This window comes from Achromobacter sp. ACM04 (genome assembly GCF_014851465.1).
GTDB classification, from domain to species: domain Bacteria; phylum Pseudomonadota; class Gammaproteobacteria; order Burkholderiales; family Burkholderiaceae_B; genus Achromobacter; species Achromobacter aegrifaciens.
In genome coordinates this window covers 457169-473210 of the sequence record NZ_JACUZS010000001.1, presented here as the reverse complement: position 1 = coordinate 473210, position 16042 = coordinate 457169, and the positions used below count along the sequence as shown (strand labels likewise).

The window sequence follows — 16042 nt, the reverse complement described above, 5'->3', positions numbered from 1 at the left end:
TGCGGGCTTGGTGCGGCAGCTTCCCCGCCGCGCCAAGCCCGCAATATCCTGCTGCGGTCTCGCGGCTGCCGGCGGATCCGGCCAGCCGCAAGTCCCCAGGAACTTACAGCGCCTCTTCGTCGCTTTCGCCCGTGCGGATGCGGATGGCCTGTTCGACCGGCGTGACGAAGATCTTGCCGTCGCCGATCTTGCCGGTGCGGGCAGCCTTGACCACGGCTTCAATGGCGGCTTCGACCTGGCTGTCGGGCAGCACCACTTCAACGCGGATCTTGGGCAGGAAGTCCACCACGTACTCGGCGCCGCGGTAGAGCTCGGTATGGCCTTTCTGGCGGCCGAAACCCTTGACTTCGGTAACGGTCAGGCCGCTGACGCCGACTTCGGCCAGCGCTTCGCGGACTTCGTCGAGCTTGAAGGGTTTGATGATGGCGGTGACTTGTTTCACGTTGGTCGTCCTGGGTTTTTGATCTGTTGCGTCGCCCTGACACGGCATGGCTGCAGGGCGCATCGGATAAGAGAATACCACCCGCGGGGGCCCGGACGCCGGGTCCCCCTTGGGCGGGAAATCCCGGTCAGGCCTCGTCGGGAATACGTTCGGCGTCGCGCATCCACACCGCTGACTCGGAGTCGCTGGGCGCGCGCCAGTCGCCGCGCGGCGACAGCGAACCGCCGGAGCCGACCTTGGGCGCGTTCGGCACGCAGGTACGCTTGAACTGGCTGAGGCGGAAGAAACGGTCCAGGAAGATCTTCAGGTTGCGCTTGATGGCCGCCAGATCGTACTGGTTGCGGGCCACGTGGCCGCCCTCGGGCCAGGCGCCGGCCTCGCGGTCGCGCCAGGCCGCCAGCGCCAGGAACGCCACCTTGGTCGGCGCAAAGCCGTAGCGCAGCGTGTAGTACAGGTTGAAGTCCTGTAGTTCATAGGGACCGATGGAGTCTTCGCTCTTCTGCACGGGCTTGTCGTCCGCGCCGCCCGGCACCAGTTCGGGGCTGACGTCGGTGCCCAGCACGTCCAGCAGCACCTGCGCGCCTTCGTCGCCCAGGCGGCCGGATTCCGCGACCCAGCGCACCAGGTGGGTGATGAGCGTCTTGGGCACGCTGGCATTGACGCTGTAGTGCGACATGTGGTCGCCCACGCCGTACGTGCACCAGCCCAGGGCCAGCTCGCTCAGGTCGCCGGTGCCGATGACGATGGCGTTGTTGAAATTCGCGATGCGGAACAGGTGGTTGGTGCGTTCGCCGGCCTGCACGTTCTCGAAGGTGATGTCATAGACCGGCTTGCCGTCGGCATAGGGATGGCCCAGGTCCTTGAGCATCTGCAGGCAGCTGGGCCGGATGTCGATCTCGGAAGCCGTGCACCCCACCACCTCCATCAGCTTGCGCGCCTGCTGCAGCGTGCGCGAGCTGGTGGCGAAGCCCGGCATGGTGACGGCCAGGATGTTGGAGCGCGGCAGGTCCAGCGCGTCCATGGCCTTGGCGCAGACCAGCAGCGCATGGGTGGAATCCAGCCCGCCGGAAATGCCGATGACGACCTTGGACATGCGGCTGGCCGACAGGCGCTGGACCAGGGCCTGGACCTGGATGCTGTAAACCTCCTTGCAGCGGGCGTCGCGGCGCTGCGGGTCGGCCGGCACATAGGGAAAGCGCGCCACGCGCCGCTCCAGCGGCAGCTCGGCGTCTTCCAGCGGCGGATTCACGGGGACCGCCACGCTGCGGAATTTGCGGACTTCGTCCTGGTGGCGACGCACGGACTGGCCGAATGTGGTCTGGCGCATGCGTTCGCGCGACAGGCGTTCGAGGTCCACGTCCGCAAACAGCAGGTGGGAATGGCCGAGGAAGCGTTCGGATTCGCCCAGCAGTTCGCCGTTTTCGTAGATGAGCGCCTGGCCGTCCCAGGCCATGTCGGTGGACGACTCGCCCCGCCCGGCGGAGGTGTACATGTAAGCCGACAGGCAGCGCGCCGACTGCTGCGCCACCAGTTGGTGACGGTACTCCGACTTGCCGACCACGATGTTGGAGGCCGACAGGTTCACCAACACGGTGGCTCCCGCCAGCGCGGCGTAGGAAGACGGCGGGATCGGCACCCAGACGTCTTCGCAGATTTCGACGTGGAACTGGAACAGCGGCAGCTTTTCCATCTGGAAGACCAGCTCGGACCCGAACGGCACAGTCTGCCCCAGCAGGCGGATCTCGGATGCGGTGGCGCAATCGCCGGCGCTGAACTGGCGCGCTTCGTAGAATTCGCCGTAGTTGGGCAGGTAGCTCTTGGGCACCACGCCCAGCACGCGGCCGCCGGCGGCGACCACGGCGCAATTGAACAGCTGATGGGCCACGCGCAACGGCGCGCCGACCACGACGGCGATGTCCATTTCAGCGGTTGCCGCCACCACCTGGGCCAGCGCGGCTTCGCATTCGTCCAGCAGGGCCTTCTGGTGGAACAGGTCGTCGCAGGTATAGGCGGACAGGCCCAGCTCGGGAAACGCCGCCAGCACCGCGCCGCCCTGGGCGGCCTGCTGCGCCAGCGCGATGGTCTGGGCGGCGTTGAAGGCGGGGTCCGCGACCTTGCATTCGGGCACGCCGACGGCCACCCGGGCAAAGCCGTGGGAATACAGGTTGAAGAACGGGTTCGACATCGGGTCTATCGCCAGGGATTTCAACGCCTGGATTATCTCACGGGGCCACCCGCCGGCCCCGCCCCCACGCCTTGCCGCGCCTGCTGTCCGCTAGCGCGGCATCTTCTCGTCGGTCAGGCCGCGTTCCGACGGCGCGGCCAGGCCCGGACGGCCGCCTTCGCCCGCCAGCGCGGCCTGCAAGGCGCCTTCGCGCAGGTGGACGCCCATTGCGCCGATATCGGCGCCGGACGGCTGCTGGTACAGGCGCAGGCCCAGTTCGGGCAGGATGGCCAGCAGATGGTCGAAGATGTCGCCCTGGATGCGCTCGTACTCGACCCAGGCGGTGACGGCGGTAAAGCAATAGACCTCGACCGGGATGCCTTCGGAGGTGGGCTCCATCATGCGCACCATCATCGCCATGTCCTGGCGGACCTCGGGATTCTGTTTCAGATAGGCCAACGCATAGGCCCGCAAGGTGCCGATATTGGTCAGGCGGCGGCGGTTGGCGGGCACGCTGGCCAGTTCGCCCATGGTCTGGTTGGCCTGGGCGATATCGTGGGTCTTGGCCTGCAGGTAGTCGTGCAAGAGGCGAAAACGCATCAGCCGCTGCGCCTCGTCGTCGGTCAGGAAGCGCACGCTGGCCGAGTCGATGCGCACGGTGCGCTTGATGCGCCGTCCACCCGATTCGAACATGTGGCGGTAGTTGCGGTAGCTTTCCGAAAACAGCTTGTAGGTGGGCACCGTGGTGACGGTGTTGTCCCAGTTCTGCACCTTGACCGTGTGCAGCGCGATGTCCTTGACGAAGCCGTCGGCGTTCGATTGCGGCATCTCGATCCAGTCGCCGATGCGCAGCATGTCGTTGCTGGTCAGCTGGGTGCTGGCCACCAGCGACAGCAGCGTGTCCTTGAACACCAGCAGCAGCACGGCGGACAGCGCGCCCAGGCCGGAAATCATCCAGAGCGGCGAGCGGTCGATCAGGATGGAAAGCACCAAAACGGTGCATACCGCCATCAGGATCAGCTTGCCGATCTGGATATACCCCTTGATGGAGCGGGTCTGCGCCCGGGTGGTGGCGGAATAGGTATCCTGCCAGGCGCTCAGCACCCCGGAAAACGCCACGAACACGCAGATCCAGGCGCCGGCATGCGCCAGCCGGCCGACGATGGTCACCGCCCGCTCGACGTGCGGCACCAGGCCTATGCCCAGCGACACCACGGCGAACGGCACCGCGTACCAGAGGTTCTGGTACGCCCGGCGGCGTTGCAGGGCCTTGTCCCAGTCGCCCCGGCCGCTCAGCACCAGCACGCGATGGGCCAGCAACAGCACGACCCGGGCCACGACCCACTGGACGAACAGCGCCGTCAGGATCAGCGCGGCGATTCCGATCAGCGTCTGCGCCCAGGCTTCGCGCGGCAGATGGGTATCCAATTGGGTGACCAGCTCTTCCCATTCCAGGGGCATAGACTCTCTTCCTGCTCTAAGGTCTTGAAACTAATCCAGGATTATCCGACAAAGGCCGGGCCGGAGGGTTCGCCCCCGCGGAACCCGCGCCCGGCGGCGCGGCCTTGCGCGCCAGGCCCTATAATTCCGCCCATCATGGCAAACACTCCCTCCCCCGATCAAAACCAGTTCGCCAACAAGGCGCAGGCCTGGTCCGCCCGGTTCTCGGAACCGGTTTCCGAACTCGTCAAGCGCTATACGGCGTCCGTGGATTTCGACAAGCGCCTGGCGCGCTACGACATTCAGGGTTCGCTCGCGCACGCGGACATGCTGGCCGCCCAGGGCATCATCGGCGCCCAGGACCTGGCCGACATCCAGCGCGGCATGACACAGATCCTGTCCGAAATCGACGCCGGCAGCTTCCAATGGCTGCTCGACCTCGAAGACGTCCACCTGAACATTGAAAAGCGCCTGGTGGAACTGGTGGGCGACGCGGGCAAGCGCCTGCACACCGGCCGTTCGCGCAACGACCAGGTCGCCACCGACATCCGCCTGTGGCTGCGCGCCGAAATCGACAACCTGCTGGACCTGCTGCGCCAGCTGCGCCACGCCCTGGCCACGGTGGCCCTGGACAACGCCGGCACCATCATGCCCGGCTTCACGCACCTGCAAGTCGCCCAGCCCGTCACCTTCGGCCATCACCTGCTGGCCTACGCCGAAATGTTCGGCCGCGACGCCGAGCGCCTGGCCGACTGCCGCCGCCGCGTGAACCGCCTGCCGCTGGGCGCCGCCGCCCTGGCCGGCACGTCCTACCCGATCGACCGCGAGCGCGTCGCCAAGACCCTGGGCTTTGACGGCGTGTGCCGCAATTCGCTGGACGCCGTGTCCGACCGCGACTTCGCCATCGAATTCTGCGCCGCCGGCGCGCTGATCATGACGCACGTCTCGCGCCTGTCCGAAGAGCTGGTGCTCTGGATGAGCCCGCGCGTGGGCTTCATCGACCTGGCCGACCGCTTCTGCACCGGCAGCTCGATCATGCCGCAGAAAAAGAACCCCGACGTGCCCGAGCTGGCCCGCGGCAAGACCGGCCGCGTCAACGGCCACCTGGTCGCCCTGCTGACCCTGATGAAAGGCCAGCCCCTGGCCTACAACAAGGACAACCAGGAAGACAAGGAAGGCCTGTTCGACACCGTCGACACCGTGCGCGACACGCTGACGATCTTCGCGGACATGGCCGGCGGCATCAAGGTCAAGGCCGACAACATGCGCGCCGCCGCCCTCCAAGGCTTCGCCACCGCCACCGACCTGGCCGACTACCTGGTCAAGCGCGGCGTGCCGTTCCGCGACGCCCACGAAGTCGTGGCCCACGCCGTGCGCGACTGCGAACAGCGCGGCTGCGACCTGGCCGACCTGTCGCTGGACGAACTCAAGGCCTACCACGCCAGCATCGGCGACGACGTGCACCAGGTCCTGACCCTGGAAGGCTCGGTCGCGGCCCGCAAGCACGTGGGCGGCACCGCCCCCGAGCGCGTGGCCGAGGAAGCCCGGCGCGTGCTGCAGGAAACGGCGGAGTAAGCCTGGTTTTCCGATGCAAGATGATCGGCCCCGTTAGCGGGGCCGATTTTCATTGACATGCGGGACTTGCAGGCTTGCCAGCCTCAGGCAATCGACACGTCCAGGCGGCGCCCAAGCTGCCCGAGAGCGGATTCGACTTGCTCGATCCGGGATGCGTGTCGCACGTTGAGCAACCGGTCCACTTGCGGCATGTGAACCCCCATGCGCCTCGCCAACTCGGCCTTGCGCACCCCCTGAAGAATCATCTCGTTCGACAGAAAAACCTTGCTGGTGACCAAGGCGGGCAAGGTTACTGACGCCTGGCCCTTGGCAGGTTTGGAGGGCATGGGAATGGGGCGACGCGCCTCGAAGTAGATCTCCAGCGCAGCTTCGAGCGCCTCTTCGGCGTTGATTGCCGCCTCATCGACGTCCTGCCCTACGGCTAGCGCTTCTGGAATATCGCGAAACCGGACTAGCCACGTATCGTTGGAGTCGCGAGTCAGGGTATAGGGATAGGTCAGCATTTGGGCTTCCGTTTGATGAATGTGCCAGGCAAGGCTGTCCACGTGACGCACGGCGTCATTTCAAACCGAGCTGTTTCTTGATTTCGCTTTCCAGATGCTTGCCCATTTCCTTGGACCCATGATGTGGAAAGATAGTGGTCACGCCGTTCAAGGTAACCCGGTAATGGCTGCTGCCTGACTTATGCGGCACAAACACTGCCCCTTGTCGTTCCAGCCATCTCTTGAATTCGCTGTATTTCATGACCGATGGTCACGGCCTGATTGAGCATAAACAAAAATGTTGAATAAATAAACAGAACTGTTTACTTGAGCCGTCCTCCTCCCACCATGAGCGTAGAAGACGTAGGAACAGCGCGGCGCAGGGCCGTCACTTTCTCAGACCAAACGATATTGCGGCCGCCCGCTACACGATGCTGAGTGACTCCCCCAGCATTTCCACCACCGCGTCCACCTTGGGCAGTAACTGCTTGCCCAGCGGCCACGCCAGGTACAGCGGCAGGCCTTCGGTGGCCAATTGCGGCAGCACCTCGATCACCCGGCCGTCGCGCAAGGCGTCGGCCGCGAGCCAGGTCGCCAGTTGCGCGATGCCGAAGCCGGCGGCGACGGCGTCGACCTGGGCCGCGGGCAAGCGCTACCCGACGCCCGCGAGCCGGCGCCGAAACCCGGCAGCAGCAGCCCCGACGCTCAGCGCCCGCCCGCCTCCGGCATACAGGCCGGCACGGCGCACGCGGCCGGCGCCTTGATCAGGAACTCCTTCAGGCTGGCCACGTTGTTCTTCTTGAAGATGCGGTTCTTGTAGGTGACCACGGTGGTGGGCGACAGGCCCAGTTCGCGCCCCACTTCCTTCGCCGTATGGCCCTGGCGCAGCAAGTCCGCCACCTGGATCTCGCGCAGCGACAGTCCGCTGCACCAGGACGGCGCGCGCGGCGCGTCCGTTTCCGCGCGGCACAACTGGTGATGACGCCGCGCCAACGCGATCAGCAGGGGCGCTCGCCCGCGCATCAGTTCGGCTACGTCCGGCGAATGGGCGTGCGAGAAATACAGGTTCAGGTAGCTGATGCCCTCGTCGCGGCAGCCGATGAGCGAAATCTTGCTGGCAAAGCCCGGGCGCTCGAACAGCACGCGGCGGTACTCGTCATCCGCGATGCGTTCGGGCGACGCGGTCTGGACGACCAGGTCGGGATGGTGGCCGGGCCGGCACGCCATGTCGCGCAGCAGTCCGTAATTGGGGTCGCGCCGGTAGAACTCGTTGTCCACGAACACATTCGTGGTCCATTCGATCAGGGACTGGTTGAGCAGGCTGGCGGCCGACGAATACTGCACCGAGCCCTCGTGGCCGTAGAACACGTGCGACACGTGGTCGGCGGCCACGGTTTCGCGCAACGCCAGCAACAGCGCGGCATGGAACATCGGACCGCCCAGGTCCATGACGGCGGACTCGGCCCAACGGTCCGGCCCCCCGCCCGCGGGCATAGGGTTGTTTGTCTCTTCCATGGTGTCGTTTTCCCCCGCTTGCGCGTGTTTTCCCGATTCTAAGGTCATCCCCCGCCGCCGCGATGTCCTCTTCCGTGAGGACATGACGGACCCGCGCGGCGCTCCTAGAGTGGGGCCTGCAACAAACCACATCGAACTAGGGAAAACGATGAAAGAGCTTCCCATCTATCCATACGTCAGGCCCGAGGAAATGGACCGCCCGCGCCGCGATCCGCATCCGGTGGCGGTCGTGGGGGCCGGATTGACCGGGTTGACGCTGGCGCTGGATCTGGTGCGGCGCGGCATCCCCGTGGTCGTGCTGGACGACGACAACACCGTCGGCGTGCGTGGCCTGGCCTCGCGCGGCATGGTCTGGGCGCAGCGCACGCTGGACATCTTCGACCGGCTCGGCATGGCCGGCGACGTGGTCGGCAAGGGCGTGCGCTGGAACGTGGGCCGCGTGCTGTGCCGCGACATGGCGGTGGCCTCATTCACGCTGCAAGACCAGCCCGACATGCGCCACAACGGCTTCGTCAACCTGCAGCAGTACTACCTGGAAGCCTTCCTGGTGGACGCGCTGATGCGCGAGCCGCTGGCCGAGCTGCGCTGGTTGAACCGCGTCGCCGGCATCGAACCGCAAGCGGACGGCCCGGCGACGCTGCAGGTGGAGACGCCCGACGGCGTCTATCTGTGCCGCGCGCAATGGGTCGTCGCCTGCGACGGCGCGAAGAGCGCGGTGCGCGGCATGCTGGGCCTGAGTCCGCGGGTCTACGACCAGACCGAAGACCGCTGGATCATCATCGACATCGTGCTGCGCGACACCACCTGGCCGGAGGAACGCTGGACCTGGCTGGACGCGCGCAGCAACCATGGCCGCGCGGTCTGGCGCCACAAGATGGCCGATGACACCTGGCGGCTGGATTTCCAACTGCGCGCGGACGAAGATCCGGCCGAGGCGGCAACGGACGCGGCGATGCGCCAGCGCGTGTGGGACCTGCTGGGCGAACGCGTGGAATTCGACATCGCCTGGCACGGCGTCTGGGCCTACCGCCATGAATGCCTGGACAGCCTGCGCCACGACCGCGTGCTGTTCGCAGGCGACTCGGCCCACCTGGTCGCGCCCTTCGGCGCGCGCGGCGGCAACGGCGGCATCCAGGACGCCGACAACCTGGGCTGGAAGCTGGCCCTGCTGCTGCAAGGCCGCGCGGGCGACTCCCTGCTGGACACCTACAGCGTGGAGCGCAAGCACGCCGCGATGGAGAACATCCGCCAGGCGCGCCGCTCCTCGCGCTTCGTCTACCCGGGCGCGGCCCGCTCGGCCGCGCTGTGGCGCGACGCCATCATCGACCTGGCGCCGCGCCACGCCGTCGCCGCCCGCATGATCAACACCGGCCGCCTGTGCATGCCGGCCATCTATCCCGAATCTGCGCTGGCTTGCGGTCCGCACGCCCTGGCCGGGCGCGCGCTACCCAACGTGGTGCTGCGGCAAAGCGACGGGCTGACCCTGCACGGGTTGCTTGGCCCCTGGTTCACCGTGCTGGTGTTCGGCGATGCCCTGCCCGCCGGCGTAGAGGACGACGACGGCCTGCTGCGCTGGACCGCCGTCGGGCCGCTGTGCGATGAGCGTGGACGCGCGGCTCTGGCGCACCAGCTCGGCCAGACGCTGGATGGCCAGGCCTGGCTGCTGCGCCCCGACCAGCACGTCATGGCCGCCGCCACGCCCGAGACGCGCGATCCCCAGGCCGTGCAGGCCTGGATCAGCGCGGCGCTGGATGCGCCCGTCGCCTGTCCCGAATCCCTGCCCGAGGCCCGCGGCCTCTACCGCTCAACCGGAGGCGCCAGCCATGCCGCTATCCCAGCAACAGCTTGACGACCTGCTCGAGCGCCTCATTGCACTGACCAACGTGCCCGACCCCGCGGCCCAGCGCGACAGCCTGGCCCGGCTGTCGCTTCTGCTCATCGAAGCCGTGGACGACGCGGCCCGTGTGCAGGCGGCGGTCGACGAGATGCTGGCGAGCCAGCCCGGTTCGCCCGCCTTGAACATTCCATGAACCACGGAGACGGCGCCATGACGCTGCAACCCCCCCCTGCCTGCCCCGCCATCCAGGGCCTGCATCACTTCGCCTGGCGTTGCCGCGACGCGGAAGAAACCCGGCATTTCTACGAAGACATCCTGGGCCTGCCGCTGGTGCACGTGGTCAAGGAAGAACGCGTGCCCTCCACGGGCGAGCACTGCCCCTTCGTGCACCTGTTCTTCGAATTCGCCGATGGCTCCCACATCGCCTTCTTCGATCTGGGCGACAACGGACTCAGCCAGCCCGATCCCGCCACGCCGCGCTGGGTCAACCACTTCGCCATGGAAATCCGCGGTGAGGCCGAGTTGGAAGGGATGCGCCAGCGACTGCTGTCCCACGGCGTCGACGTGGTGGGGCCGACCGACCACCACTTCATCCGCTCCATCTATTTCTTCGACCCCAATGGCATCCGGCTCGAATTGACCCTGCGCCTGCCCGTGGACGACTACGTGGCCCGCAAGCGCCGCAGCGCCCACGACGACCTGGCCGCCTGGACCCGCGACAAGGCCGCCGGGCTGATGCCCGGCGCCACCGGCACCAGCAGCCAGCAGCGCGGCCAAGTCCACGCCAGCTGAACCGCCGCCCACTTTCCATTCATTAAAGGAACACCATGAGCAAACCCTTCGCCTCCCAGGCCGACCTGGCGGAAAAGAAGATCTCCTTCGAACGCCTGTCCGACAACGCCTACGCCTACGTTGCCGACGGCGACCCCAACTCGGGCGTGATCATCGGCGACGACAGCGTGATGGTGGTCGACGCGACCGCGACGCCGGCCATGGCGCAGGCGCTGATCCGCGCGATCCGCGGCGTCACGGACAAGCCCATCCGCCACGTGGCGCTGACGCACTACCACGCCGTGCGCGTGCTGGGCGCGTCGGCCTTCGCCGCCGAGGGCGCGGCCAACGTGTACGCCAGCCGCGGCACGCATGAGCTCATCGTCGAACGCGGCCAGGCCGACATGGACTCGGAGATCGGCCGCTTCCCGCGGCTGTTCCAGTCCGCCGAGACCATACCCGGGCTGACCTGGCCCACCGTGGTGTTCGAGCGCGAACTGACCGTGTTCCTGGGCAGCCTCGAAGTGCGCATGCTGCACCTGGGCGCCGGCCACACCCGGGGCGACTCCATCGTCTGGATTCCGTCGCAGGGCATCTGTTTTTCCGGCGACCTGGTGGAATTCAACGCGGGCGTGTACACGGGCGATGCCTATTTGTCCGACTGGCCCGCCACGCTGGACGCCCTGCAGGCGCTGGAGCCGCGCCAGATGGTGCCGGGCCGCGGCCCCGCGCTGACCACGCCCGCCGCCTGCCGCGAAGCCATCGGCTACACGCGCAGCTGGGTCGAAACGCTGTACGGCTGCGCGCGCCAGGGCGTGGAGCAAGGCAAGAGCCTGAAGCAGGTCTATGAGGACACGCGCCGCGTCATGGACCCCGAGTTCGGCCACGTCGTCATCTACGAACACGCCATTCCCTTCGATGTTTCGCGCGCCTATGACGAGGCCAGCGGCATCGCCGATCCGCGCGTCTGGACCGCCCAGCGCGACCGCGACATGTGGGCTGAACTCACCGCCTGATCCCGCACGACAAGGCCCCGGCGCGGGCCTGCCTATCCGATACGGAGTACCTGAAGATGAAACTCGCCACCCTGACCAACGGCGCCCGCGACGGCGTCCTGGCCATCGTCAACCGCGACCTGACCTGCATGCGCGCCGTGCCGCACATCGCGGCCACCTTGCAGCAGGCGCTGGACGACTGGGCCCGCGCCGCGCCGCTGCTGCAGGCCGAATACGAATCGTTGAACGCCGGCGACGGCGCCAGCCTCCCCTTCGACCCCGCCCGCTGCGCCGCCCCCCTGCCGCGCGCCTACCAATGGCTGGACGCATCGGCCTACCTGAACCACGTGGAGCTGACGCGCCGCGCCCGCGGCGGCGAGATGCCGCCTTCGTTCCTGACCGATCCGCTGATGTACCAGGGCGCGTCGGATGACTTCATGGGCCCCTGCGAAGACATCACCGCCGCCAGCGAGGAACTGGGCGTGGACCTGGAAGCGGAGATCGTGGTGGTGACCGACGACGTGCCGCTGGGCGTGGACGCCGACACGGCGCTCGAACACATCGTGCTGCTGGGCCTGGTCAACGACGTGACCCTGCGCAACGTGGTGCTGCCAGAGCTGTCCAAGGGCTTCGGCTTCCTGCAGGGCAAGCCCGCCTCGGCGCTGTCGCCCGTGCTCGTCACGCCTGATGAGCTCGCCCCCTACTGGCGCGGCGGCAAGCTGCACCGCGCCATGCAGGTGTGGCTCAACGGCCAACAGATCGGCCGGCCCCAGGCGGGCGAGGAAATGCAGTTCCACTTCGGCGAACTGATCGCGCACGCGGCCCGCACGCGCCGCCTGGGCGCGGGCACGCTGGTGGGCAGCGGCACCATTTCGAATGCCAGCGACGCGGCCGGCGTGTGTTGCCTGGTCGAGGCGCGCGTGCGGGAGAAGTTGCGCGACGGCGAAATGCGCACGCCCTTCCTTAAGCATGGCGACCGTGTGTGCATCGGCATGCGCGACGACGCGGGCGCAAGCCTGTTCGGCGACATCGACCAGCAGGTGCGCATTCCCGGCACGCGCCCCTTGCCTGGCACCGTATCGGCCGACGCTTCTGAGCCCGCCGCTGCCTGACCGGAGACCGCCATGGCCGATACGCCTGCCCTCACCCTGCACAGCTACTGGCGCAGTTCCGCGGCCTACCGGGTCCGCATCGCCCTGGCCTTGAAAGGCCTGCCTTACCGGCAGGTCACCTGGCACATGGTCAAGGGCGAGCACCAGCAGCCCGCCTACCGCTCGCTCGCGCCCTTCGGCCTGGTGCCCATGCTGGAAATCGACGGCCTGCGCCTGCAGCAGTCGCTGGCCATCATCGAGTACCTGGACGAGCGGCATCCCGGCGCGCCGCTGCTGCCGGCCGATCCGGCGCTGCGCGCGCAGGCCCGCGCGCTGGCGCAACTGGTCGCCTGCGAAATGCATCCGCTCAACAACCTGCGCGCGCTCAAGCGCCTGCGCGCCCAGTTCGGCGCGGATGACGAACAGATCCAGGACTGGTACCGCCACTGGTGCGCCGAGGGCTTCCAGGCCTTCGAGGCGGCGCTGCCCGTGGCGCAGGACGGCGGCTACGCGCTGGGCGCCGCGCCCACGCTGGTCGAGTGCTATCTGATCCCGCAGGTCTACAACGCCTTGCGCTACGGCGCGGACCTGACGCCCTTCGAACGGGTCCGCGCCATCGTCCAGGCCTGCGCCAGCCTGCCCGCGTTCGTAGCGGCCCGTCCGGAAAACCAGCCCGACGCGCCGCAGAGCGCCGCGGCCTAGGCAACGCCTCCCAATAAGAAGCTGAATCGCCGCATTCCCCCACGGAGACAACCATGCAGACAGAAATTCCCGCCGACGGCGCCGCCGTCGCTTCCGCCCGCCGGTCCGCATCCGGCCCGCTGGTCAGCGCCGACGACCGCAAGGTACTGGCCGCCACCCTGGTCGGCTCGGCCATCGAGTGGTACGACTACTTCATCTACGTCCAGGCCGCGGGATTGGTGCTGGGTTCGCTGTTCTTCGCGCCCTTCGCCAAGGAAAATCCCGAGCTGTCGCTGATCCTGTCCTTCGCGACGGTGGGCGTGGCCTTCCTGTTCCGGCCGCTGGGCGCCATCGTCTGCGGCCATCTGGGTGACCGCTACGGCCGCAAGCGGGTGCTGGCGGCCACGCTGATCCTGATGGGCGTGTCCACCGCGCTGATCGGCGTGCTGCCCACCTACGCGCAGATCGGCATCTGGGCGCCGGTGATGCTGGTGACGCTGCGCGTGCTGCAAGGGTTCTCCGCCGGCGGCGAATGGGGCGGCGCGGCGCTCATGGCGGTCGAGCACGCGCCGCGCGACCGGCGTTCGCTGTTCGGCGCCTTCCCCCAGATCGGCGTACCGCTGGGCATGATCGTCGCCACCGGCGTGCTGTGGTGCATTACCTCCCTGGTCGGCCCCGACAACTTCATGGCCTGGGGTTGGCGCGTGTCTTTCCTGCTGTCCATCGCGCTCATCATTGTCGGCGTCTTCATCCGCCGCGCAGTCGAGGAATCGCCGGTGTTCCTGGAGATGCAGTCGCGCCGCAGCCATTCCTCGGCGCCGCTGGGCACGCTGTTGCGCAAACATCCGCGCCAGATCCTGCTGACCACGCTGATCTTCGTGGGCAACAGCACGGCGGGTTACCTGCTGGTCGGCTTCTTCATCAGCTACGGCAGCCGGGCGCTGCGCATGCCGCCACAGCAGGTGCTGATGATCTGCACGCTGGCCGCGGCCTGCTGGCTGGGCACCACGCTGCTGGGCGGCTGGCTGGGCGACCGCATCGGCCGCGTGCGCACCTTCCAGCTCGGCTACGTGCTGCTGGCGCTGTGGGCCATACCGATGTGGTCCTTCGTCGACTCCGGCGACGTCATGCAATTTGCCTTCGCCCTGGCCGTGCTGTCGGTGCCGCTGGGCCTGACCTACGGCCCGCAGGCCGCGCTGTACGCCGAGATGTTCCCGGCCGACGTGCGCTACTCGGGCGTGTCGGCAGGCTACGCGCTGGGCTCCATCCTGGGCGGCGCCTTCGCCGCGATGATCGCGCAGTCCATCATCACCGCCACCGGACAGTCCTGGCACGTAGGCGTCTACGTCATCGCCATGGCCGTGGTGTCGTTCGTCGCCGTGAGCCTGGTCAAGGACCGGCCCGGCGTCACGCTGCACGCCGATTGAACTTGATCCTCTGCCAAAGCCACCTGCCCTCGCACGCCATGAGCACCTTCATCCGCCAGGACGACCTGATCGAATCCATCGCCAGCGCGCTGCAATACATCAGCCATTACCATCCGGCCGATTACATCGCGCACCTGGCCCGCGCCTATGAACGCGAAGCCAGCGCGCCGGCGCGCGACGCCATGGCTCAGATCCTGGCCAGCTCGCGCATGGCCGCCATCGGTAAGCGGCCGATCTGCCAGGACACCGGCATCGTCAACGTCTTCCTGGAAGTCGGCATGGACGTGCGCTGGGAGGGCTTTGGCGGCAGCCTGGAGGACGCCGTCAACGCCGGCGTGCGGCGCGCCTACCTGGACCCGGACAATCCGCTGCGGGCCTCGGTGGTGGCGGACCCGCTGTTCAGCCGCGGCAATACCCGCGACAACACGCCCGCCGTTATCAACACACGCATCGTGCCGGGCGCAAGCGTGGCCGTCACGGTCGCGGCCAAGGGCGGCGGCTCGGAAAACAAGGCGCGGCTGGCCATGCTGAACCCGGCCGACAGCGTCGTCGACTGGGTGCTGGCGCAGATACCCGCCATGGGCGCGGGCTGGTGTCCGCCCGGCATGCTGGGCATAGGCGTGGGCGGCACCGCCGAGAAAGCGGTGCTGCTGGCCAAGGAAAGCCTGATGCAGTCGCTGGACATGCACGAACTGCAGGCGCGGGCGCAGCGCGGCGAAATACTGGAGCCCGAGGACGCGCTGCGGCTGGAACTGCACGAGCGCGTCAACGCGCTGGGCGTGGGCGCGCAGGGCCTGGGCGGCCTCACCACCGTGCTGGACGTGAAGATCAAGACCTACCCCACGCATGCGGCCGCCAAGCCCATCGCGCTGATCCCCAATTGCGCGGCCACGCGCCATGCAAGCTTCGTGCTGGACGGATCCGGCCCCGCACACCTGGCCCCGCCCTCGCTGGATCTCTGGCCCGACCTGGGACCCGGGCGCGGATCCAGCGCCGGTCGGCGCGTGAACCTGGACACCCTCACCCGCGAGGAGGTCGGGTCCTGGCGCGCCGGCGAAACCTTGCTGCTAAACGGCCGCATGCTGACCGGACGCGATGCCGCGCACCAGCGCATCCGCGAAATGCTGGCCCGCGGCGAGCCCCTGCCCGCCGACTTCCGCGGCCGCGCCATCTACTACGTGGGCCCGGTGGACGCCGTGCGCGACGAGGCCGTCGGCCCTGCCGGCCCGACCACGTCCACGCGTATGGACGGCTACACCGACATGATGCTGGAGCGCACGGGACTGCTGACGATGATAGGCAAGGCCGAGCGCGGCCCGCAGGCGGTCGAGTCAATCCGACGCCACCGGGCGGCCTACCTGATCGCCGTGGGCGGCGCGGCCTATCTCGTCTCCCGCGCCATCCGCAGCGCCCGGGTGGTCGCGTTCGAGGACCTGGGCATGGAAGCGATCCACGAGTTCGAAGTCCAGGACATGCCCGTGACCGTGGCGGTGGACGCGGAGGGCGGCAACCTGCATGTGTCGGGGCCGGCGCAATGGCGCCGCACGGCGGGGGCCAGGGAGATACCGGTGGCGCTGGCGGGCGCTGCCTGACCACGGGGATTGGCGCCCCCTCGAAGGCGC

Annotated in this window: 16 protein-coding genes; 9 read left to right on the top strand and 7 right to left on the bottom strand. The window is 67.9% G+C overall.

What is annotated here, in order from left to right; all coding sequences use genetic code 11:
- Positions 1-103 precede the first annotated feature (103 nt).
- From IB259_RS02335 to IB259_RS02325, 3 genes are all read right to left on the bottom strand, one after another.
- Positions 104-442, bottom strand: coding sequence for a P-II family nitrogen regulator (locus IB259_RS02335; protein WP_013393295.1), 339 nt, complete (start codon positions 440-442; stop codon positions 104-106).
- A gap of 127 nt (positions 443-569) precedes the next feature.
- Complete coding sequence (locus tag IB259_RS02330) at positions 570-2627, bottom strand: NAD(+) synthase (protein ID WP_054456590.1); 2058 nt, start codon at positions 2625-2627, stop codon at positions 570-572.
- 90 nt (positions 2628-2717) lie between these two features.
- Positions 2718-4067: a mechanosensitive ion channel family protein gene (locus IB259_RS02325; RefSeq protein WP_119449493.1), complete on the bottom strand. Its 1350-nt coding sequence runs from the start codon at positions 4065-4067 to the stop codon at positions 2718-2720.
- Positions 4068-4202: 135 nt separating this feature from the next.
- Between IB259_RS02325 and argH the strand changes: the two genes are divergently transcribed.
- Positions 4203-5621 (top strand): argininosuccinate lyase, encoded by a 1419-nt coding sequence (argH, locus tag IB259_RS02320; protein ID WP_054456589.1) that lies wholly within the window; start codon positions 4203-4205, stop codon positions 5619-5621.
- Between the two features lie 83 nt (positions 5622-5704).
- Here argH and IB259_RS02315 read toward each other — a convergent pair whose 3' ends face one another.
- From IB259_RS02315 to IB259_RS02300, 4 genes are all read right to left on the bottom strand, one after another.
- The gene (locus IB259_RS02315) at positions 5705-6124 is read right to left on the bottom strand and encodes a type II toxin-antitoxin system HicB family antitoxin (RefSeq protein ID WP_054456849.1); all 420 of its coding nucleotides are present in this window, start codon (positions 6122-6124) and stop codon (positions 5705-5707) included.
- A 55-nt stretch (positions 6125-6179) separates the two neighbouring features.
- A complete protein-coding gene (locus IB259_RS02310) occupies positions 6180-6365 on the bottom strand; it encodes a type II toxin-antitoxin system HicA family toxin (protein ID WP_119449491.1) in 186 nt (61 codons plus the stop codon).
- Positions 6366-6527: 162 nt separating this feature from the next.
- Positions 6528-6752, bottom strand: coding sequence for a LysR substrate-binding domain-containing protein (locus IB259_RS02305; protein ID WP_225596764.1), 225 nt, complete (start codon positions 6750-6752; stop codon positions 6528-6530).
- Positions 6753-6808: 56 nt separating this feature from the next.
- Positions 6809-7618, bottom strand: a complete 810-nt coding sequence (locus tag IB259_RS02300; protein WP_192327335.1) for a helix-turn-helix transcriptional regulator — start codon at positions 7616-7618, stop codon at positions 6809-6811.
- Positions 7619-7766: 148 nt separating this feature from the next.
- Here IB259_RS02300 and IB259_RS02295 point away from each other — a divergent pair, with 148 nt between their 5' ends.
- The 8 genes from IB259_RS02295 to IB259_RS02260 are packed head-to-tail and all read left to right on the top strand — an operon-like array spanning position 7767 to position 16012.
- Positions 7767-9467, top strand: coding sequence for an FAD-dependent oxidoreductase (locus IB259_RS02295; protein ID WP_192327332.1), 1701 nt, complete (start codon positions 7767-7769; stop codon positions 9465-9467).
- Positions 9442-9648, top strand: a complete 207-nt coding sequence (locus IB259_RS02290; RefSeq protein WP_054456585.1) for a hypothetical protein — start codon at positions 9442-9444, stop codon at positions 9646-9648. The genes IB259_RS02295 and IB259_RS02290 overlap by 26 nt, the downstream gene beginning before the upstream one ends.
- A 17-nt stretch (positions 9649-9665) precedes the next feature.
- Positions 9666-10247 (top strand): VOC family protein, encoded by a 582-nt coding sequence (locus IB259_RS02285; protein WP_192327329.1) that lies wholly within the window; start codon positions 9666-9668, stop codon positions 10245-10247.
- A 35-nt stretch (positions 10248-10282) separates the two neighbouring features.
- The gene (locus tag IB259_RS02280) at positions 10283-11242 is read left to right on the top strand and encodes an MBL fold metallo-hydrolase (RefSeq protein ID WP_054456584.1); all 960 of its coding nucleotides are present in this window, start codon (positions 10283-10285) and stop codon (positions 11240-11242) included.
- Between the two features lie 56 nt (positions 11243-11298).
- Positions 11299-12333 carry a fumarylacetoacetate hydrolase family protein gene (locus IB259_RS02275; protein WP_192327327.1) on the top strand — a complete coding sequence of 345 codons (1035 nt, stop codon included), beginning with the start codon at positions 11299-11301 and terminating at the stop codon, positions 12331-12333.
- Between the two features lie 12 nt (positions 12334-12345).
- Positions 12346-13014: a maleylacetoacetate isomerase gene (gene maiA / locus IB259_RS02270; protein ID WP_119449485.1), complete on the top strand. Its 669-nt coding sequence runs from the start codon at positions 12346-12348 to the stop codon at positions 13012-13014.
- Between the two features lie 53 nt (positions 13015-13067).
- A complete protein-coding gene (locus tag IB259_RS02265) occupies positions 13068-14420 on the top strand; it encodes an MFS transporter (protein ID WP_175163930.1) in 1353 nt (450 codons plus the stop codon).
- Positions 14421-14458: 38 nt separating this feature from the next.
- Positions 14459-16012 carry a fumarate hydratase gene (locus IB259_RS02260; protein WP_192328837.1) on the top strand — a complete coding sequence of 518 codons (1554 nt, stop codon included), beginning with the start codon at positions 14459-14461 and terminating at the stop codon, positions 16010-16012.
- Positions 16013-16042 lie beyond the last annotated feature (30 nt).

Coding starts and splice junctions, on each gene's coding strand:
- IB259_RS02295 (WP_192327332.1), top strand. CDS start 7,767: ATGAAAGAGCTTCCCATCTATCCATACGTCAGGCCCGAGGAAATGGAC.
- IB259_RS02260 (WP_192328837.1), top strand. CDS start 14,459: ATGAGCACCTTCATCCGCCAGGACGACCTGATCGAATCCATCGCCAGC.
- IB259_RS02280 (WP_054456584.1), top strand. CDS start 10,283: ATGAGCAAACCCTTCGCCTCCCAGGCCGACCTGGCGGAAAAGAAGATC.
- argH (WP_054456589.1), top strand. CDS start 4,203: ATGGCAAACACTCCCTCCCCCGATCAAAACCAGTTCGCCAACAAGGCG.
- IB259_RS02265 (WP_175163930.1), top strand. CDS start 13,068: ATGCAGACAGAAATTCCCGCCGACGGCGCCGCCGTCGCTTCCGCCCGC.
- IB259_RS02330 (WP_054456590.1), bottom strand. CDS start 2,627: ATGTCGAACCCGTTCTTCAACCTGTATTCCCACGGCTTTGCCCGGGTG.
- IB259_RS02275 (WP_192327327.1), top strand. CDS start 11,299: ATGAAACTCGCCACCCTGACCAACGGCGCCCGCGACGGCGTCCTGGCC.
- IB259_RS02285 (WP_192327329.1), top strand. CDS start 9,666: ATGACGCTGCAACCCCCCCCTGCCTGCCCCGCCATCCAGGGCCTGCAT.
- maiA (WP_119449485.1), top strand. CDS start 12,346: ATGGCCGATACGCCTGCCCTCACCCTGCACAGCTACTGGCGCAGTTCC.
- IB259_RS02315 (WP_054456849.1), bottom strand. CDS start 6,124: ATGCTGACCTATCCCTATACCCTGACTCGCGACTCCAACGATACGTGG.
- IB259_RS02325 (WP_119449493.1), bottom strand. CDS start 4,067: ATGCCCCTGGAATGGGAAGAGCTGGTCACCCAATTGGATACCCATCTG.
- IB259_RS02310 (WP_119449491.1), bottom strand. CDS start 6,365: ATGAAATACAGCGAATTCAAGAGATGGCTGGAACGACAAGGGGCAGTG.
- IB259_RS02290 (WP_054456585.1), top strand. CDS start 9,442: ATGCCGCTATCCCAGCAACAGCTTGACGACCTGCTCGAGCGCCTCATT.
- IB259_RS02300 (WP_192327335.1), bottom strand. CDS start 7,618: ATGGAAGAGACAAACAACCCTATGCCCGCGGGCGGGGGGCCGGACCGT.